Annotated in this window: 15 protein-coding genes, 3 tRNA genes and 1 pseudogene; 13 read left to right on the top strand and 6 right to left on the bottom strand. The window is 66.0% G+C overall.

Annotation, left to right across the window (positions count from 1 at the left end; all coding sequences use genetic code 11):
• The 8 genes from AC099J_RS25140 to AC099J_RS25105 all read left to right on the top strand — a co-directional run bounded on the left by AC099J_RS25140 (position 1) and on the right by AC099J_RS25105 (position 9563).
• Positions 1-3198 (top strand): efflux RND transporter permease subunit, encoded by a 3198-nt coding sequence (locus tag AC099J_RS25140; protein WP_479618032.1) that lies wholly within the window; start codon positions 1-3, stop codon positions 3196-3198.
• 65 nt (positions 3199-3263) lie between these two features.
• Positions 3264-3350 (top strand) — tRNA-Leu (locus AC099J_RS25135).
• A gap of 24 nt (positions 3351-3374) precedes the next feature.
• The gene (gene tig / locus AC099J_RS25130) at positions 3375-4688 is read left to right on the top strand and encodes a trigger factor (protein WP_479618031.1); all 1314 of its coding nucleotides are present in this window, start codon (positions 3375-3377) and stop codon (positions 4686-4688) included.
• A gap of 75 nt (positions 4689-4763) precedes the next feature.
• On the top strand, positions 4764-5384 hold the full coding sequence (gene clpP / locus AC099J_RS25125) for an ATP-dependent Clp endopeptidase proteolytic subunit ClpP (RefSeq protein ID WP_479618030.1): 621 nt from the start codon (positions 4764-4766) through the stop codon (positions 5382-5384).
• A gap of 102 nt (positions 5385-5486) precedes the next feature.
• Complete coding sequence (clpX, locus tag AC099J_RS25120; protein WP_479618029.1) at positions 5487-6752, top strand: ATP-dependent Clp protease ATP-binding subunit ClpX; 1266 nt, start codon at positions 5487-5489, stop codon at positions 6750-6752.
• A gap of 119 nt (positions 6753-6871) precedes the next feature.
• On the top strand, positions 6872-9301 hold the full coding sequence (gene lon / locus AC099J_RS25115) for an endopeptidase La (protein WP_479618028.1): 2430 nt from the start codon (positions 6872-6874) through the stop codon (positions 9299-9301).
• A 70-nt stretch (positions 9302-9371) separates the two neighbouring features.
• Positions 9372-9447: transfer RNA gene (locus tag AC099J_RS25110), tRNA-Gly, on the top strand.
• Between the two features lie 40 nt (positions 9448-9487).
• Positions 9488-9563, top strand: a tRNA-Gly gene (locus AC099J_RS25105).
• A gap of 97 nt (positions 9564-9660) precedes the next feature.
• On the opposite strand, the gene mltB is transcribed toward AC099J_RS25105, so the two are convergent.
• From mltB to AC099J_RS25085, 4 genes are read right to left on the bottom strand one after another with little or no spacing between them, the layout of a single operon-like run.
• Positions 9661-10737, bottom strand: coding sequence for a lytic murein transglycosylase B (mltB, locus tag AC099J_RS25100; protein WP_479618027.1), 1077 nt, complete (start codon positions 10735-10737; stop codon positions 9661-9663).
• Entirely contained in the window at positions 10734-12764 is a 2031-nt protein-coding gene (locus AC099J_RS25095) for a transglutaminase TgpA family protein (protein ID WP_479618026.1), read from the bottom strand. Before AC099J_RS25095 ends, mltB begins: the two co-directional genes overlap by 4 nt.
• Entirely contained in the window at positions 12758-13702 is a 945-nt protein-coding gene (locus tag AC099J_RS25090; RefSeq protein ID WP_479618200.1) for a DUF58 domain-containing protein, read from the bottom strand. The genes AC099J_RS25095 and AC099J_RS25090 overlap by 7 nt, the downstream gene beginning before the upstream one ends.
• Positions 13703-13749: 47 nt before the next feature.
• Positions 13750-14670, bottom strand: coding sequence for an AAA family ATPase (locus tag AC099J_RS25085; RefSeq protein WP_479618025.1), 921 nt, complete (start codon positions 14668-14670; stop codon positions 13750-13752).
• Between the two features lie 43 nt (positions 14671-14713).
• On the opposite strand from AC099J_RS25085, the gene AC099J_RS25080 reads away from it, so the two are divergent.
• From AC099J_RS25080 to AC099J_RS25070, 3 genes are all read left to right on the top strand, one after another.
• Entirely contained in the window at positions 14714-15667 is a 954-nt protein-coding gene (locus AC099J_RS25080) for a histone deacetylase family protein (RefSeq protein ID WP_479618024.1), read from the top strand.
• 176 nt (positions 15668-15843) lie between these two features.
• Positions 15844-16527: a nucleotide-binding protein gene (locus AC099J_RS25075; protein WP_479618023.1), complete on the top strand. Its 684-nt coding sequence runs from the start codon at positions 15844-15846 to the stop codon at positions 16525-16527.
• Entirely contained in the window at positions 16520-17149 is a 630-nt protein-coding gene (locus AC099J_RS25070) for an ABC transporter ATP-binding protein (RefSeq protein WP_479618022.1), read from the top strand. The genes AC099J_RS25075 and AC099J_RS25070 overlap by 8 nt, the downstream gene beginning before the upstream one ends.
• Positions 17150-17174: 25 nt before the next feature.
• Here AC099J_RS25070 and AC099J_RS25065 read toward each other — a convergent pair whose 3' ends face one another.
• Positions 17175-18155 carry an SDR family oxidoreductase gene (locus AC099J_RS25065; protein ID WP_479618021.1) on the bottom strand — a complete coding sequence of 327 codons (981 nt, stop codon included), beginning with the start codon at positions 18153-18155 and terminating at the stop codon, positions 17175-17177.
• 189 nt (positions 18156-18344) lie between these two features.
• Complete coding sequence (locus AC099J_RS25060; protein WP_479618020.1) at positions 18345-18491, bottom strand: hypothetical protein; 147 nt, start codon at positions 18489-18491, stop codon at positions 18345-18347.
• Between the two features lie 236 nt (positions 18492-18727).
• Between AC099J_RS25060 and AC099J_RS25055 the strand changes: the two genes are divergently transcribed.
• Positions 18728-19477, top strand: a complete 750-nt coding sequence (locus AC099J_RS25055) for an electron transfer flavoprotein subunit beta/FixA family protein (protein ID WP_479618019.1) — start codon at positions 18728-18730, stop codon at positions 19475-19477.
• A gap of 13 nt (positions 19478-19490) precedes the next feature.
• Positions 19491-19853, top strand: a pseudogene (locus AC099J_RS25050) (electron transfer flavoprotein subunit alpha/FixB family protein); the annotation flags it as partial.

The following is a 19853-nucleotide window of genomic DNA, read 5'->3' as shown; positions in this document are numbered from 1 at the left end:
ATGAGCGACAGCAAACCCCTGGACCAGCCCAAGGCTGGTTTCAATCTCTCGCGCTGGGCGCTGGACCACCCGGCCCTGACCCGCTATTTGATGGTCGTGCTGATGCTGCTGGGCTTTGCGTCCTACTACCAGCTCGGCCAGGACGAAGATCCGCCGTTCACCTTTCGCGCGATGGTGATGCGCACCTACTGGCCTGGCGCGACGGCGCAGCAGGTGGCCGAGCAGGTCACCGACAAGCTCGAGCGCACACTGCAGGAGGTGCCCTATGGCTTTCGCGTGCGCAGCTATTCCAAGCCGGGCGAGTCGCAGATCATCTTCGAGCTCAAGGACAACTCGCCGCCCAAGGATGTGGCCAACCTGTGGTACGTGGTGCGCAAGAAGGTCGGCGACATGCGCCACACGTTGCCGGCGGGGGTGCAGGGCCCGTTCTTCAACGACGACTTCGGCGACGTGTATGGCGTGATCTATGCGCTGTCGGCCGACGGCTTCAGCTATGCCGAGCTCAAGACTTTTGCCGACGATGCCCGCCAGACGCTGCTGCGTGTGCCCGACGTGGCCAAGGTCGAGCTGTTCGGCGTGCAGGACGAGAAGGTCTACATCGAGGTCTCGCAGCGCCGCCTTGCGCAGCTGGGGCTGGATTTCAACCAGGTGCTGTCGCAGCTGGGCCAGCAGAACGCGGTGGAGAACGCGGGTGCGGTGCAGACACCGCTGGACGTGGTGCAGCTGCGCGTGACCGGCCAGTTCACTGCTGTAGAAGAGTTGCGCTCGATGCCGATCCGCGGGCCGTCCGGCGCGCAGCTGCGCCTGGGCGACATCGCCGAGATCACGCGCGGCTATGTCGATCCGCCGACCGTCAAGGTGCGGCATCAGGGCAAGGAAGTCATCGCGCTGGGCGTCTCCATGACCAAGGGCGGCGACATCATCGCGCTCGGCAAGTCGCTGCAATCGGCGTTCGTGAAGATCGAGCAGGGCCTTCCGGCCGGCATCAGCCTGTCCCAGGTGCAGAACCAGCCGGTTGCGGTTGCCAGCTCGGTCAACGAGTTTGTCAGCGTGCTGATCGAGGCCGTGGTCATCGTGCTGGCCGTGAGCTTCATCGCGCTGGGGTTCCATTCCCGGCCGCATGAGCAGCGTTGGTGGCGCCGCTACTACATCGACATCCGGCCCGGCCTGGTCGTGGGCATCACGATCCCGCTGGTGCTGGCGGTGACCTTCCTGGCGATGTGGTACTTCAACATCGGGCTGCACAAGATCTCGCTGGGCTCGCTGATCATTGCGCTGGGGCTGCTGGTGGACGACGCCATCATTGCGGTGGAGATGATGGTGCGCAAGATGGAGGAGGGCTACGACAAGGTCCGTGCCGCCACCTTCGCCTACGAGATCACGGCCATGCCGATGCTGACCGGCACGTTGATCACGGCCGTGGGCTTTCTGCCGATCGGCATCGCCAAATCGGTGACCGGCGAGTACACCTTCGCCATCTTCGCGGTGACCGTGATCGCGCTGGTGTTGAGCTGGATCGTCTCGGTGTATTTCGTGCCCTACCTGGGCACGCTGCTGCTCAAGCGCCATGACCACCATGGCGATGTGGACGGCACGGGCCAGCCGCACGAGATGTTCGACTCGGGCTTCTACAACGGCTTTCGGCGCGCCGTGACCTGGTGCGTGGCGCATCGCTGGCTGACGATCCTGGCGACGCTCCTGATCTTCGCGCTCGGCATCGTCGGCATGGGGCGCGTGCAGCAGCAGTTCTTTCCCGATTCGAGCCGGCCGGAGATCCTGGTGGACATCTGGTTCCCCGAAGGCACGTCGTTTGCGGCGAACGAGACCACCGCCAAGCGCGTCGAGCAGCGGCTGATGCAGGAGCCTGGCGTCTCCACCGTGAGCACCTGGGTGGGCTCGGGCGTGCCGCGCTTCTACCTGCCGCTGGACCAGGTGTTCCCGCAGACCAACGTTTCGCAGTTCATCGTGCTGTCGCAGGACCTGAAGGTGCGCGAGACGCTGCGCGTGCGGCTGCCGGCGCTGCTGGCCGAAGAATTTCCTGAAGTGCGCGGCCGCGTCAAGCTGTTGCCCAACGGCCCGCCGGTGCCCTACCCGGTGCAGTTCCGCGTCGTCGGGGCCGATCCGCTGGTGCTGCGCCTGCGCGCCGATGAGGTCAAGGCCGTGATGCGCGACAGCCCGAACACGCGCGGGGTCAATGACAACTGGAACGAGTCGGTCAAGATCGTGCGGCTGGAGGTTGACCAATCCAAGGCCCGGGCGCTCGGTGTGACCAGCCAGAGCATCGCGCAGGCCAGCCGCACGCTGCTGTCGGGCACGCCGATCGGCCAGTTCCGCGAACAGGACAAACTCATCGACATCGTGCTGCGCCAGCCCGAGTCCGAGCGCGGTGTGATCACGGCCTTGGCCAATGCCTATGTCCCGACGGCATCGGGCCGGCTGATCCCGCTGACGCAGATCGCCAAGCCCGTGTTCGACTGGGAGCCCGGCGTCATGTGGCGCGAGAACCGCGACTACGCGATCACCGTGCAGAGCGACATCTCCGAGGGCATGCAAGGCGCAACGGTCACCAACGAGCTGCTGCCGCGTCTGCGCGCGTTGGAGGCGCAGTGGCAGCAGCAAGGCCTGGCTGGCTACGCCATCGAGGTGGCCGGTGCGGTCGAGGAAAGCAGCCGCGGCTCGGCGTCGATCGCAGCCGGCGTGCCGGTGATGCTGTTCTTCACGTTCACGCTGCTGATGCTGCAGCTGCACAGCTTCAGCCGCGCGATGCTGGTGTTTCTGACCGGCCCGCTGGGCATCGCCGGCGTGGCCGGGGCCCTGCTGGTGCTGGGCCGGCCGTTCGGGTTCGTCGCCTTGCTGGGTGTGATCGCCTTGATGGGCATGATCCAGCGCAATTCGGTGATTCTGATCGACCAGATCGAGAAGGACCGTGCGCGCGGCGTGCCGACCTGGGATGCCATCGTCGAATCGGCCGTCCGGCGCCTGCGACCCATCGTGCTGACGGCGTTGGCCGCCGTGCTGGCCATGATTCCGCTGTCACGTTCGGTGTTCTGGGGGCCGATGGCGGTCGCCATCATGGGCGGGCTGATCGTGGCGACGGTGCTCACGCTGCTGGCGTTGCCCGCCATGTACGCCGCCTGGTTCCGCGTCAAGAAGCCGACCGACGAGGAGCGTCGGCTGTCGCCAGTCGCGACTGGTTGAGCCCTCACACAGGTCCGCTCGGGGAGTCATTCTCCGAGCGGCTAAAATCGTGGGTTGACCGAAACGCGCGGGTGGCGAAATTGGTAGACGCACCAGGTTTAGGTCCTGACGCCAGCAATGGTGTGGGGGTTCGAGTCCCCCCCCGCGCACCACATATTCCTTTATCCGAGACCACCATGGCCGTAACTGTTGAAACCCTCGAAAAGCTGGAACGCAAGATCACCTTGTCTCTGCCGGTGGATGTGATCCAGACCGAAGTCAACAACCGACTGAAGAAGATGGCCCGCACCGTCAAGATGGACGGCTTTCGTCCGGGCAAGGTGCCGATGACGGTGGTGGCCCAGCGCTATGGCTACTCGGTGCATTTCGAGGTCATGAACGACAAGGTGGGCGAGGCATTTGCGACGGCCGCCAACGAAGCCAATCTGCGCGTAGCCGGCCAGCCCCGCATCAGCGAGAAGGAAAACCCGGCCGAGGGTCGGATGGACTTCGACGCTGTGTTCGAGGTGTTTCCCGAAGTCGTCATCGGCGATCTGGCAACGGCGGAGATCGACCGTTTCAGCGCCGAGGTGACCGACGCTGCCATCGACAAGACGCTGGACATTCTGCGCAAGCAGCGCCGCAGCTTCGCCCAGCGCGCGCAGGACGCCGCCGCCGAAGAGAACGACCGCGTGACCGTGGACTTCGAAGGCAAGATCGACGGTGAGCCGTTCCAGGGCGGCAAGGCCGAAGACTTCCAGTTCGTCGTGGGCGAAGGCCAGATGCTCAAGGAGTTCGAAGAGGCCGTGCGCGGCATGAAGCTGGGCGAGAGCCGCACCTTCCCGCTGGCCTTCCCGGCTGACTACCACGGCAAGGACGTGGCTGGCAAGCAAGCCGACTTCATGGTCACGCTGAAGAAGATCGAAGCCAGCCACCTGCCCGAAGTGGACGATGCGTTCGCCAAATCCCTGGGCATTGCCGACAGCACGGTCGACGGCCTGCGTGCCGATGTCCGCAAGAATCTGGAGCGCGAAGTCAAGTTCCGCCTGCTGGCACGCAACAAGCAGGCCGTCATGGACGCGCTGGTGGCCAAGTCCGAACTCGACCTGCCCAACGCCAGCGTCAATGCCGAGGTGGCCCGCATGATCGAAGGCGCCCGTGCCGATCTGAAGAGCCGCGGCGTCAAGGACGCAGACAAAGCCCCGATTCCCGAGGAACTGGTGCGCCCGCAGGCCGAGCGCCGCGTGCGCCTGGGCCTGGTGGTGGCCGAATTGGTGCGCGGGCAAGATTTGCAGGCCAAGCCGGAGCAGGTCAAGGCGCACATCGACGAGCTGGCCGCCAGCTACGAAAAGCCGGCGGACGTGGTGCGCTGGTACTACGGCGATCGCCAGCGGCTGTCCGATGTCGAGGCGGCGGTGATGGAGAACAACGTCACCGACTACGTGCTGAGCAAGGCCAAGGTCAACGACAAGAGCATCGGCTTCGACGAATTGATGGCGCAGCAGGGTTGATGCAGGCGGGGCTTGCGATGTGGAACGCGGCCCCCATCTGATCCATTGCGATACCCCTCACACACTGGAGAAAACATGGCCATCCACAACAGTTCGCTCGACACCCAGGGCCTTGGCATGGTGCCGATGGTCATCGAGCAGTCGGGCCGCGGCGAGCGTTCCTACGACATCTATTCGCGCCTGCTGAAGGAGCGAGTGATTTTTCTGGTGGGCGAGGTCAACGACCAGACGGCCAACCTGGTCGTGGCGCAGTTGCTGTTCCTGGAGAGCGAGAACCCGGACAAGGACATCTCGTTCTACATCAACTCGCCCGGCGGCAGCGTCACGGCGGGCATGGCGATTTACGACACCATGCAGTTCATCAAGCCGGACGTGTCCACGCTGTGCGTGGGCTTTGCGGCCAGCATGGGCGCCTTCCTGCTGGCGGCCGGCGCCAAGGGCAAACGGTTCTCGCTGCCGAACTCCAAGGTCATGATCCACCAGGTGCTGGGCGGTGCCCGGGGCCAGGCGACAGACATCGAGATCCACGCGCGCGACATCCTGCGCACCAAGGACCAGATGAACCGCATCCTGGCCGAGCGCACGGGCCAGGCCTTGGAAAAGGTCAAGCACGACACCGAGCGTGACTACTTTCTGACCGCTGACGAGGCCAAGGATTACGGCCTGGTCGACCAGGTGATCGCTAAACGCTCCTGACCGAATCCCGGCGCGAATGCGCGGAAAACGGCGCCTTTTCCAGGGAAAGGCGCCGTTTCCATTTGGTTATCATTGCTCCACGTCCTTAAAGGCACTCCTTACATGGCCGAGAAAAAAGGCTCTTCCAGCGAGAAAACCCTGTACTGCTCCTTCTGCGGGAAGAGTCAGCACGAGGTCAAAAAGCTCATCGCCGGACCATCGGTGTTCATTTGCGATGAGTGCATCGACCTGTGCAACGAAATCATCCGAGACGAGTTGCCACCGGGTGGTGAGTCGCGTGAGGCCCGTGGTGATCTGCCCACGCCGCTGGAGATCAAGAACAACCTGGACAACTATGTGGTCGGCCAGGAAGTGGCCAAGCGAACGCTCTCGGTGGCGGTCTACAACCACTACAAGCGCCTGCGGTACAAGGAAAAGTCCAAGAAGGACGATGTCGAGCTGTCCAAGAGCAACATCCTGCTGATCGGCCCCACGGGGTCCGGCAAGACGCTGCTCGCGCAGACCCTTGCGCGCATGCTCGATGTGCCCTTCGTGATGGCCGACGCGACGACGCTGACCGAAGCTGGCTACGTGGGCGAAGACGTCGAGAACATCGTCGCCAAGCTGCTGCAAAGCTGCAATTACGACGTCGAGCGGGCGCAGCGCGGCATCGTGTACATCGACGAGATCGACAAGATCTCGCGCAAGTCCGACAACCCCTCGATCACGCGCGACGTGTCGGGCGAAGGGGTCCAACAGGCACTGCTGAAGCTGATCGAAGGCACCATGGCCAGCGTGCCGCCGCAGGGCGGGCGCAAGCATCCGAACCAGGATTTCCTGCAGATCGACACGACGAACATCCTGTTCATCTGTGGTGGAGCGTTCTCGGGCCTGGAGAAGGTCATCGGCAACCGCACGGAGTCGTCGGGCATCGGCTTCGGTGCCGCCGTCAAGAGCAAGAAGGAGCGCGCGCTGACCGAGGTGTTCCGTGACGTGGAGCCGGAAGACCTGATCAAGTTCGGGCTGATTCCCGAACTCGTGGGCCGCATGCCCGTGGTGGCCACGTTGGCAGAGCTGACGGAAGACGCGCTGGTGCAGATCCTGACAGAGCCCAAGAACGCGCTGATCAAGCAATACGCCAAGCTGCTGTCGATGGAAGACGTGGACCTGGAGATCAGGCCATCGGCCCTGAAGGCTATCGCCCGCAAAGCCTTGCTGCGCAAGACGGGCGCGCGTGGTCTGCGTTCCATCCTGGAGCAGTCGCTGATCGACACGATGTTCGAATTGCCCAATACGGCCAATGTCGACAAGGTGGTCGTGGACGAGTCCACGATCGAAGAGAACAAGCCGCCGCTACTGGTCTACCGCGAGGCGGCGAAGAAAGCCTGACCGCGCAGCCGGCTCCTCGCTTGGAGCCGGTCTTTCAACCCTGCGGTGGGCTGCTTGCGGCCCGCGCTTGAAAATGTGACCCTGGCGACCATATTCGACGGGTCACTCAAAGGATCTTCATGTCCGGTCAAACCCCCTTGCCCCCCATACCGCTGGAACTGCCGTTGCTGCCTTTGCGCGACGTCGTGGTGTTCCCGCATATGGTGATCCCGCTGTTCGTCGGCCGACCCAAAAGCATCAAGGCGCTTGAAGCTGCGATGGAGGCCGAGCGCCGCATCATGCTGGTCGCTCAGAAGGCCGCCGCCAAGGATGAGCCCCTTGTCACCGACATGTTCGACGTCGGCTGCATCTCCACCATCTTGCAGATGCTGAAACTGCCGGACGGTACGGTCAAAGTGCTGGTCGAAGGCCAGCAGCGCGCGCGTGTGAACCACATCGAGGACGGTGAGCTGCACTTCAGCGCAAACCTGACGCCGATCGAGGTGCCTGAGACGGCACAGAAAAATACCGAGGTCGAGGCCCTGCGCCGCGCCGTGATGCAGCAGTTCGACCAGTACGTCAAACTGAACAAGAAGATCCCGCCCGAGATTCTGACGTCGATCTCCAGCATCGACGATGCCGGCCGCCTGGCCGACACCATCGCCGCGCACTTGCCGCTCAAGCTGGACAACAAGCAGGTCGTGCTCGATCTATCGGACGTGCGCGAGCGGCTCGAAAACCTGTTCGGCCAGCTCGAGCGCGAAGTCGACATCCTCAACGTCGACAAGAAAATCCGCGGCCGCGTGAAGCGCCAGATGGAGAAAAACCAGCGCGATTTCTACCTCAACGAGCAGGTCAAGGCCATCCAGAAGGAATTGGGCGAGGGCGAGGAGGGCGCCGACATCGAGGAGATCGAGAAGAAGATCCGCCTGGCCAAGATGTCCAAGGAAGCGCTCAAGAAAGCGGAAGGCGAGCTCAAGAAGCTCAAGCTGATGTCGCCCATGTCGGCCGAGGCGACGGTGGTGCGCAACTACATCGACGTGCTGATCAACCTGCCGTGGAGCAAGAAGACCAAGATCAAGCACGATCTGGGCAACGCCGAGGCGGTGCTCAACGAAGACCATTACGGGCTTGAGAAGGTCAAGGACCGCATCCTGGAATACCTCGCGGTGCAGCAACGCGTGGACAAGGTCAAGGCACCGATCCTGTGCCTGGTCGGCCCACCAGGTGTGGGCAAGACGTCGCTCGGCCAGTCGGTGGCCAAGGCGACCGGGCGCAAGTACGTGCGCATGGCGCTAGGCGGCATGCGCGACGAAGCCGAGATCCGCGGGCACCGCCGCACCTACATCGGCGCGCTGCCGGGCAAGGTGTTGCAGAGTCTGTCCAAGGTCGGCACGCGCAACCCGCTGTTCCTGCTCGATGAGATCGACAAGCTGGGCACGGACTTCCGGGGTGACCCGTCCAGCGCGCTGCTCGAAGTGCTCGACCCGGAGCAGAACCACACCTTCGGCGACCACTACGTCGAGGTCGACTTCGATCTGTCGGACGTCATGTTTGTGGCGACTTCGAACTCCATGAACATCCCGCCGGCGCTTCTGGACCGGATGGAGGTGATTCGCCTTTCGGGCTACACCGAGGAGGAGAAGGTCAACATCGCGCTGCGCTATCTGCTGCCCAAGCAGTTGAAGAACAACGGCGTGAAGGAAGAGGAACTGCTGGTCGCCGAAGATGCCGTGCGCGACATCGTGCGCTACTACACGCGTGAGGCGGGCGTGCGTTCACTGGAGCGCGAGCTGTCCAAGATCTGCCGCAAGGTCGTCAAAGCGCTGCAGCTGAAGAAGATGACGCCGCAGGTGGTGGTCAATGCCGAGAACCTGAACGATTTCCTGGGCGTGCGCAAGTACAGCTACGGCCGTGCCGAGCAGCAGAACCAGATCGGCCAGGTGGTGGGTCTGGCGTGGACCGAGGTTGGCGGCGATCTGCTGACCATCGAGGCCGCCACCATGCCCGGCAAGGGCGTGATCACGCGCACGGGTTCGCTGGGCGACGTGATGAAGGAATCGGTGGAGGCCGCGCGCACGGTGGTGCGCAGCCGCTCGCGCCGGCTGGGCATCAAGGATGAGGTGTTCGAGAAGCGCGACATCCACATCCATGTGCCCGATGGCGCAACGCCCAAGGACGGCCCGAGTGCGGGCGCTGCGATGACGACGGCCTTCGTGTCCGCGTTGACGGGCATTCCCGTGCGCAGCGATGTCGCCATGACGGGCGAGATCACGCTGCGCGGCGAGGTGACGGCCATCGGCGGCTTGAAGGAAAAGCTGCTGGCAGCGCTGCGCGGCGGCATCAAGACCGTGTTGATCCCCGAAGAGAACGCCAAGGACTTGCAGGAGATTCCCGAGAACGTGAAAAACGGTCTGGAAATCGTGCCGGTCAAGTGGATCGATCAGGTGTTGGAAGTGGCACTGGAGCGCATGCCCACTGCGTTGGCCGATGACGAGGCTGGTGCGACGCCGGCAGCACTGGAGGTCGGCGTGGAAGCCACGCCCCCCGTGCCGTCGACCAAGCACTGAAGGCGCGGCAAAATAAGTCGGCGCAGTTGCCAAAGCTTGGTAAACCGCGCTATACTTTGAGGCTTGAATCGCGGGAGTAGCTCAGTTGGTAGAGCGCAACCTTGCCAAGGTTGAGGTCGAGAGTTCGAGACTCTTCTCCCGCTCCAGGTTTCATGAGATGGCTGTGTGATCGAACACGGCTTCAATGCGGGAATAGCTCAGTTGGTAGAGCGCAACCTTGCCAAGGTTGAGGTCGAGAGTTCGAGACTCTTTTCCCGCTCCAGTTTTCGAACAAAGCGCTTAGGCGCTTTTTTCGTTTCTAGCTTTGGTCGCGGCTGCGGCGGCGGCGCGGCACTCCGCTGCCGGCCAGTGCGGCGGCCTTACCGCTCCATTGCCGCCTTCACTTCGCGCCCCAGTTCCAGAACCGCCATGGCGTAGTAGCTCGACCAGTTGTAGCGCGTGATCACATAGAAGTTTTCGGTGCCGGCCACGTACTGCGCGGGCTCGGACCCGTTCTGCAACTCGATCAACGCGAGTTGACCAGGGTGTTGCAGCGCCGCGCCCTCCAGCACAGCCCCATGGGCCACGAAACTTGCCACGCTGAACGTGGGCAGGATGTCGGGCGCCATCAACGCGTCCAAGTCCAGCCGCGCAGGGTCGAACGCTACCGGGTAGTACGAGGGCATGCCGGGCTGCCAGCCGAACGCCCTGAAGTAGTTTGCGACCGAGCCGATCACGTCATCCGCGTTGTTCGATAGATCCACCTGCCCGTCGCCGTCGTAGTCGACCGCGTACCGCACCCAGCTGGATGGCATGAACTGCGGCATGCCCATGGCACCCGCGTAGCTGCCACGCCAGCGGTGCGGATCGGTGTTGGTGCGGTGCGAAAGCGTCAGCAGCTGCTCCAGCTCACCCTTGAAGAATGCACTGCGCTCGGCTGCGCGTGGATGCACCTGCGGGAAGTCGAACGCCAGCGTTGCCAGCGCATCGATGACCGGAAAACTGCCGGTCTGTTGGCCGTAGATCGTTTCCACACCGATGATGCCGACGACGATTTCGGCCGGCACGCCGAACTCCTGCTCCGCACGCTCCAGCGTGTCGCGGTGGTCTTGCCAGAAACGCACCCCGGCCCGGATGCGCACCGGGTCGATGAACCGGCTGCGGTAGACGCGCCAGTTCTTTGGCGTGCCCCGCGGCGCTGGCGTGATCAGGCGTACCACGCTGGGCAGCAGCCGTGCCTGGCCAATGGCCTGGCGCACCCATTCGCGGTCGAGGTCGCGGCGCAAGGCGATGTCGTCCGCCTCGCGCATCACCTCGGCGCGCGTGGCGTACAACGGCCCCGGAGCCGGCGCAGTCGAGAGGCGATTGGAGCGCGGGGGTGTGGTCTGAGCCAAGACACCGGTGCACAGCACGGCGAGGGTCAGCAGCGCAAAGCTACGGCGAAAGGAAGGGATCATGGACGGGGTGGGGCGGAAGACGAGGCGGCAGCTGGCCAGGACAGCTGCCTGAAAGTACGGCGCAATGCAGGCAGTGTGTCGGTGGCATCGCGCGCGTAGCGTTGCGCCTCCATCCGCAGCAGCCACTCGCGCAATGCGAGTGCCTGCACATTGTCGGGGCTGCCCGGGCCGAGGGCCTGGGCCATCTGCCGTGGCGCTGCGTGGTCCGGCAGCGCAAAGCCGGCGGTGCGCAGGCGGCTGCGGGCCTGATCGACCAGCCGCAGCCAGGGATCGTGCTGGCGCCGGTCCCACAGGGCCCAGCCGGCACCACCCACGCTGGCGGCCACGAGCAGGCCCAGCAGCACGGTGCTGAGGTCCTGCCAGTCCGGCGATGAGAAGCCCAACGCGCGCAGCAGGTCGAGCTGGCGGCTCTGGGTGTAGTTCAGCACCCACTGGTTCCAGCGGTTGTTGACGGCTTCCCAGCCGGCGCGCAGGCGCGCTGCGATGTCCGGGCTGACGGTACCGATGGCCGTTGCCAGCAGACCGGCCGGCGCCTGCAACCGCTGCAGGCTGCCGATGCGCCCGGGCGCGACCGCGCCCGTGGGGTCCACGCGCACCCAGCCGCGCCCGGCTTGCCAGACCTCGACCCAGGCATGGGCGTCGCTTTGGCGTACCGTCCAGTAGCCGTCCACAGCGTTCATGTCGCCGCCCTGGTAGCCGGTGACGATGCGGGCCGGCACATCCAGTGCGCGCATCAGCACCACGAAGGCCGATGCGATGTGTTCGCAAAAGCCCTGCTTGCGGTCGAACCAGAATTCGTCGGCCGTGTGCTGGCCGTAGACGCCAGGCTCCAGTGTGTAGACATAGCCGCCGCTGCGCAGGCGCTCCATCGCCGCGCCGACCAGCACGGCGGCGCCGGCTTCTGCGTAGCGCGGCTCGCGGCGCATCTCGGCGGCCAGCGCCAGGGTGCGTGGGTTGAAGCCGGGCGGCAGGCGCAGATCAGGTTCCAGTGCCGCCGTGCGGGTCGTTGGGCCGTAGCGGAAATCGGCATGGCTCTGCGCGCGGTAGCGCAGCAGATCGGTCACCGGCCGGGTCGTCAGCCACTGCAGGTCCGTGGTCTGCAAGGTGTTCATGCCGCTCAGCTCGGGGCGGTCCGACGCAGCGTCCATCACCATCAACCAGGGCCGGTTGTGCGGCTCCAGCGTGACCTCGTATCGTATCGGCGCGCCGAATACCTGCAGGCCGCGGCGGGGCGGCGCGTTGAAGCTGAAATCGCTGCGGCCCTGGCGCCATTCGCGGCCGTCGAAATCGGACATCACCGGTCCGCGGAAGTACAGGTCCTGCTGGGGCGGCGGCGTGCCTTCGAAGCGGATGCGCATGGCGATGCCGTCGTCCAGCGCCAGACTGGCCAGATTGCCCACCACCATGCTGGAGGACAGCCCGCTGCGCCCGCTCATCGCGTCGCTGGGAATGCCCCACAACGGCGCCAGCCGCGGGAACAGCAGGAAGAGCAGCAGCATGACCGGTGCGCCCGCCAGCGCCATCCAGCCGGCCATGCGGGCCGCCCTTGCAAGCGGTGGGCGGCCGACCGGCATGTGCGCATTGACCAGCGCCGTCAGCAGACCGAGCAACGCCACCAGCATGGCCAGCGCCGTCAGCAACGATTGCGAGAAAAAGAAGTTCGTGAGCATCGTGAAGAAGCCCAGGAAGAACACCACGAACGCGTCGCGCCGCGCCCGCAGTTCCAGGGTCTTCAGCGCCAGCAGCACCACGATCAGCGTGACCCCGGCATCGCGCCCCAGCAGTGTGCGGTGCGAGAGGTAGGTCAGCGCCAGGGTGGCCGCCAGCAGCCCCAGCAGCCACCACCGCGACGGCAGCGGCGCCGCATGCCATGCGAGCCAGCCACGCCACAGCAGCACGCCGGCCACCAGTGCGCTGCACCACAGCGGCAGCAACCGCACCTGCGGCAGCACGATCCAGGCGATCACCAGCAGAAGAAACAAGGTGTCGCGGCCCTCGCGCGGCAAGGCGGCCAGCCGCTTCAGCATGTGGCCAGTGCCTCCAGGCAGCGTCGGCGATGCGCCTCGCCGCTGGCTGGCCGCACTTCGACCCCGGGCATGCGCAGGCCGTAGGGCAGGTCCAAGTGGTCGGCTTGGAGCACCCACGCGCACAACCGCGACAGGCGCTGCTCGTGGTCCAGCGGCCCGGTTTGCGCCAGGTCCAGCCACAGTTCATGGCGCTGCGCCTGCTGGCTGTCGCGGCTAACGAGTTCACCAGCCTTGGCCGCCTTTTTCCACACCACCAGCTTGAGCGGATCGCCGCGCCGGTAGCCGCGCACACCGTCGTACTCGCCGACGGCCTGCGACTGGCGCGCCATGGCGCCATGCGAGCGCGCCTCGCCGGGCGGCAGCGGCGGCGGGTGCGGCTCGGCCCGGGGGTAGACCAGCACCTGCGCTGCGGGCCGCCAGATGGCCCAGACGCGGAACGTGCCGAGCGGAAAGCGCGTCTCCAGCGTCAGCGTGGGCACGGGCTGCAGGCCGCGCCGCGTCGGGCTGAAGGCCACCTGCAGCGGCGCCGTGCCACCGGCCGGCACGTCGGCCAGCGCCCAATGCGGGGTATCCAACAGGCTGATGCCGATAGCGTGGCGCGGCGTCGCGCGGGTGCTGGCCAGTTGCACCGTGAGCGGCGTACTGGCACCGAGGAACTGCGGCTCAGGCGGCAAGAGATGAAGTTGGAGGCCCCGCAGCGTCGCGTGCCCCACGTGCATGCCGACCAACGCACAGCCTGCCAGCAGAAAGGTGAGCAGGTAGCCCAGGTTCAGCTGGTAGTTGATTGAGGCCAGCAGCAGCAACAGCACGGTGGCGCCGAGCATCAGCCCGGCCGGGGTGGGCAGGATGTAGACGTTGCGCTGCGTCAGCACCAGGGTGTCGGTGCGCGGCAGGCGCGCTTCCCACCAGCGTCGAAAGCCCGCACGCACGCTGGGCATGCGACGCCGGATCGGCGCTGCCGCGACGCCGGGCGGTGCCGAGGTTGTCACGACAGCGGCACGGCCTCGACCATGGCGCGCACCTGCTCGACCGCACCGCGCCCGGCATCGCCGACCGGTACCAGACGATGGGCGATCGTCTGCGGCAGCACGGCCTGCACATCGTCGGGTGCCACGTAGTCGCGACTGGCCAGCAGAGCCTGCGCCTTGGCTGCGCGCACCACGGCGATGCCGGCGCGCGGCGACAGGCCTTGCAGGAACCAGCGCCCCGAGCGCGTGGCGGCGATCAGATCCTGCACGTAGTCCAGCAACGAAGGTGCCGCGTGCACATCCAGCACCCGCTGCTGCAGCGCCTGCAGTTCCTCGGCATTCAGCAGCGCGGGCAATGCATCGACCAGGTCGCGGCGGTCATGGCCGCTGAGCAGCTGGCGCTCCGCCGCGCGGTCGGGGTAGCCCAGCGAGATGCGCATCAGGAAGCGGTCCAGCTGCGACTCGGGCAGGGCGAAGGTGCCCAGTTGATCCTGCGGGTTCTGCGTGGCGATGACGAAAAACGGGCGCGGCAGCGGGCGCGTCGCACCTTCCACCGTCACCTGCTTCTCCTCCATGGCCTCCAGCAGCGCGCTTTGTGTCTTGGGGCTGGCGCGGTTGATCTCGTCGGCCAGCAGCACCTGGGCAAACATCGGCCCGGGGTGGAAGACGAAGGCCTCCTTGCCGCGCTCATACACCGAGACGCCCGACAGGTCGCTGGGCATCAGGTCCGAGGTGAACTGCACGCGCGAGAACTGCAGGCCGAAGGTGCGGGCCAAGGCGTGGGCCAGCGTGGTCTTGCCCACGCCCGGCACATCCTCGATCAGCAGATGGCCGCCCGCCAGCAGGCAGGCCACGCAGTCCTGCACCTGAGTCGGCTTGCCGACGATCACGCCATTGAGTTGACGCAATAGGGCCGCGACTTTCTCTTGTACGATCATGTCGAAACCTTACCGTAAAAACCCGTATCAACGGGCGACGACCTTGAACACCACTGGATACTTCAGCCACCGCGACTGCTGGAAGCACGAGATGGGGGCAGGCCACCCCGAGTGCCCCGAGCGGCTGGACGCGATCGAGGACCGCTTGCTGGTCACCGGCGTGGGCGATGCGCTCGACCGGCGTGACGCGCCGCTGGCGTCGGTCACAGATCTCGAGCGCGCCCACTCGCGCATGCACGTGGCCGCGTTGCGCGGCATGACCGATCAGCTCCAGGAGCAGATCATCGCCGGCGGTCCCGAGCACGCGCAGATCGACCCGGACACCAGCCTCAATGTCCACACCTGGAGTGCCGCGCTGCGGGCAGCGGGTGCCGCGCTGGCGGCCACGGATGCGGTGATGGCCGGCGAGATGGAAAACGCCTTCTGCGCAGTGCGCCCACCCGGCCACCACGCGTGCCGCAGCGAGGCCGGCGGGTTTTGCTTCTTCAACAACGTGGCGGTGGCGGCCCGCCATGCGCTGGAGAGGCACGGCCTGTCGCGCGTGGCGATCATCGATTTCGACGTGCACCACGGCAACGGCACCGAAGACATCGTGGCCGGCGACCCGCGCATCCTGATGGCCAGCTTCTACCAGCACCCGTTCTACCCGTACGGCGCGGCCTTTTCGGATGCCGCCAACCTGGTGAACATGCCGGTACCCGCGTACACGCGCGGCATGGACATCCGCGAGATGATCGAGCAGGCATGGATCCCGAGGCTGGAAGCACACCAACCCGAGATGATCTTCATCAGTGCCGGCTTTGACGCGCACCGCGAGGACGAGATGGGCCAGCTGGGCCTTGTCGAGCAGGATTACGCCTGGATCACCAGCCGCATCAAGGACGTTGCGCGCCGCCACGCCAAGGGCCGCATCGTCAGCTGCCTGGAGGGCGGCTACCACCTGGGCGCGTTGGCGCGCAGCGTGGAAGCCCACATCCGCGTGCTCGCGGATCTCTGAGCGTCGTGCGGCCGCCTGGGTCGGCCCTCATCGCCACGGGCATTGGGCACGCGCCCATGGGCGCCGCCCGGCCACTCGGGTGCGTCAACGGCATGCCGCGCCATTACCATTCGCCTGTGTGCCTGCGGGGGGACGTGGGCACGCATCACAAACCAACATATTCAGGGGGTTCACACATGGCCAACATCCACTTCATCGGCGGCGAAAAAGGCGGCGTCGGCAAATCGCTGACCGCGCGCGTCCTCGCGCAGTACTTCATCGACCGGCAGCTGCCCTTCGTCGGCTTTGACACCGACCGATCGCACGGCGCACTGATGCGCTTTTACGCCGACTTCGCATCGCCCGTTGCGGTCGATCGCGCCGAGGCGCTGGACACCATCGTCGAGACCGCCGCCAGCAACCCCGAGCAACGCGTGCTGGTCGACCTGGCAGCGCAAACCCACGAGACGCTGGCCCAGTGGATGGAAGAAGTCAGCCTGCTGACCGTCGCCGCCGAAGAGGGTCTGCAGATCACCTACTGGCACGTCATGGATTCCGGCAAGGACTCGGCCGACCTGCTCGGCAAGCTGCTCGACCGGTTCGGCGGTGGCCTGCGTTACGTGCTGGTGCGCAACCAGGTCCGTGGCAGCGACTTTTCGATCCTGGAGAAGTCGGGCCAGCAGGCGCGTGCCATCGAGCTCGGCGCCCAGGTCGTCACGCTGAAGAAGCTGAGCGAAAGCGCGCTGCTGAAGATCGACGACGCCAACAGCAGCTTCTGGAAGGCCAGCGTGGCCGGCGGCGGTCTGGGCCTGTTGGACCGCCAGCGCCTGAAGACCTGGCTGGCCGACCTGTACCGCGAGATCGACAAAGTCGGTGTCTGAACCGCTGCTGCGCATCGACGCCCTGCAGGTCGGCTACGCGGGTGATGTGCCGCTGGTGCGCGGCTGGTCGGCGCACATTGGCGCCGGCATCACCCAGTTGTATGGCGACACCGGCAGTGGCAAGACCAGCCTGTTGCGCGTGCTGGCCGGCGAGGTGCCGGCCATTGCGGGGCAGCTGCAACTCGGCGGCGCCGTCTTCAGCGACAACGCCGAGCGCTACCGCGCGCAGGTGTTCCACGTCGACGCCCGCACGGACCGCTACGACCAGATGACGGGCCGCGCCTGCCTGGCAGCGCTGGCGCACGGCGATCGGGCCGTCGATGAGGCCTTGCGCGAAAGCCTGGTGGCGGACTTCGGCCTGCTCCCGCACATCGACAAGCCGCTCTACATGCTGTCCACCGGATCGAAGCGCAAAGTCTGGCTGGCGGCTGCGCTCACTTGCGGGCGGCCACTGACGCTGCTCGACGAGCCCACCGCGGCGCTGGACTCCGGTTCGCGCGAGCGGCTATGGCAGGCGCTGGCGCAGATCGCGCGGCAGGAGGACAGGGCCATCATCGTGGCCAGCAGCGAGCGCATCGATGCCGTGCCCCTGGCGGCCTGCATCGCACTGCCGATCACCTGAGCGCGCCACGGCGCGCGCCATGCGTTCAGTCGCGCGAGCGCGACCGGCTCAGCAACACCGCACCCAGCGCTACGGCGCCCACCACCGCAGCACCGACCAGCAGCTTGTTGTGCGGACGTGCGGGCGCGCGGGGCGCTCCATGCACCGCGGGGAAGCGCGACATCTCGAACAGATTGCCCTGTGAAATCGGCGTGCGCGGGGCCCGGACCAAGGCCCTGTCCAGCACCCAGCGGCTGAGGCGACCCACCAGACCGGGCGCCGCTGCCTGCGCGATCACGCCGGGCAGTGCAGGGGCGCCCAGCCACACCGTGTCGCGAGGGCGTCGTGCCAGCCGCACGATGGTGGCGGCCACGCGATCCGGATCGATCAGCCCCGGTGGCGGCTGCAGCTGCCGGCCGGTGAAGTTGGCGCCGTGCCGCAGGCCGGGCGTATCGACGAAGGTCGGCGCGACATCGCAGACGTACACACCCGGTGTGTCGGACAGCTCGGCCCGCAGCGCGGCCGACCAGCCGCGCAACCCGAACTTGCTTGCCACATACGCCCCGGCATACGGCGTGGGCACCCATCCACCCATCGAGATCATGTTGATCAGCACGCCGCTGCCCTGGCTGCGAAAGTGCGGCAGCACCGCGTGAGCGCCGTGCATGTGGCCGAGCAGGTTCGATTCGATCACTCGGCGGTGGGCCTCCATGGGCGTCACCTCGAAGCGTCCGACCGCGCCGACGCCCACGATGTTCACCCACACGTCGATGCCACCAAAGCGCCGCAGCGAAGCGGCGGCCAGTGCGCGCACGGCTTTGGGGTCGCAGACATCGGTCGGCGCGACCAGAGTCTGCGCGCCCAGCTGCGCGCACTGCGCGGCCACGCGCTCCAGTGCTTCGCCGTTGCGCGCTGCCAGGACCACGCGCGCATGGGTGCGCGCGAAGGCGAGGGCGGTGGCGCGGCCGATGCCGCTGGAGGCGCCTGTCACGACGACGACGGGGGAAGAGGGCAGGTGTGATCGCATGTCAGGTCGCGGGCCTCTTGGGGCCGTAGTTGTCCGGTGCGCAAGCATAGAGGTAATGCGGGGCGTTTGCGCCTGCGGTCTCCCGCAACACGCGCAAGCGCGCCGGCTTCCGACGTGGGGCGTGCGCCTTGCCCTACACGTGCCTGGCGGGTGCCCCCGTCACGATGTGGCATGGCTGCCACGAGCACTTTACCCAGGGTCCGAAACCCCGTCGTCCAGGCTGCGGTGGAACAAGCGCAGAAGCGCGTCGGTGCGCTGCTGCAGGAACTCGAGTTCGAAACGGGGGCTGATGTTCAGAGCATCGGCCTGGAAGATCTCGTGGATACCGACCCGCACAGTGGCAGACCCGTGCTCCGCAAATCTGTGGACATTCACGTACGCCAGCGCCCAGAACGCAGCTGGGTGCGTTGACCGTTCGCCGTGGCTCCGCCATTTGCGTGGCGGCTCTTCTGCCATTGCCCTTGGTCGTCGCCTAGGTATCAAACCCCTCCGTGGAGCCGGAGTGGGCCGCATAGAATCGGCCGCTTTGTCTCAGTCTTTGCCCCCCAAGCACTATTAGAGGAGTCGCAACAATGAAGATCCTGGTCCCCGTCAAACGCGTGGTCGACTACAACGTGAAAGTTCGCGTCAAGTCCGACGGCACCGGCGTCGACATCGCCAACGTCAAGATGAGCATGAACCCGTTCGACGAGATCGCGATCGAGGAAGCCGTGCGCTTGAGAGAAAAGGGCCTGGCGACCGAAGTCATTGCCATCTCCTGCGGCGTGCAGCAGTGCCAGGAAACCCTGCGTACCGCCATGGCCATCGGCGCCGACCGCGCCATCCTCGTGCTGACCGATGCAGAGCTGCAGCCCCTGGCCGTGGCCAAGCTCCTGAAGGCCGTGGTCGACAAGGAACAACCCGGCCTCGTCATCCTCGGCAAGCAGGCCATCGACGACGACTGCAACCAGACCGGCCAGATGCTGGCCGCCCTGGCCGACCTGCCGCAAGCCACCTTCGCCAGCAAGATCGAACTGGCCGACGGCAAAGTCAGCGTCACGCGTGAAGTCGACGGTGGCCTGGAGACGCTGAGCCTGTCCACGCCCGCCGTCATCACCACCGACCTGCGCCTGAACGAGCCGCGCTACGTCACGCTGCCCAACATCATGAAGGCCAAGAAGAAGCAGCTGGACACCTTCAAGCCCGAAGACCTGGGCGTGGACGTTGCCAGCAAGCTCAAGACCCTGAAGGTCAGCGAGCCGCCCAAGCGCAGCGCCGGCATCAAGGTGCCCGACGTGGCCACCCTGGTCGCCAAGCTCAAGAACGAAGCCAAGGTCATCTAAGGAGAACCACCACATGACCATCCTCGTCATCGCAGAACACGACAACGCCTCCATCAAGGGCGCCACGCTGAACACCGTCGCCGCCGCCGTCGCCTGCGGGGGTGACGTGCACGTCCTCATCGCCGGCCACAACGCCGCTGCCGCAGCGCAGGCCGCCAGCCAGATTGCCGGCGTCGCCAAGGTGCTGCACGCAGAAAGCCCCGGCCTTGCGCACGGCCTGGCCGAAAACGTCGCCGCGCAGGTGTTGGCCATTGCTTCTGGCTACAGCCACCTGCTGTTCCCCGCCACCGCCAGCGGCAAGAACATCGCCCCGCGCGTGGCCGCCAAGCTGGACGTGAGCCAGATCAGCGAGATCACCAAGGTGGACAGCCCCGAC

Source organism: Rhodoferax sp. RT4P68 (assembly GCF_056521305.1).
This window is presented reverse-complemented; position numbering and strand designations above follow the sequence as displayed.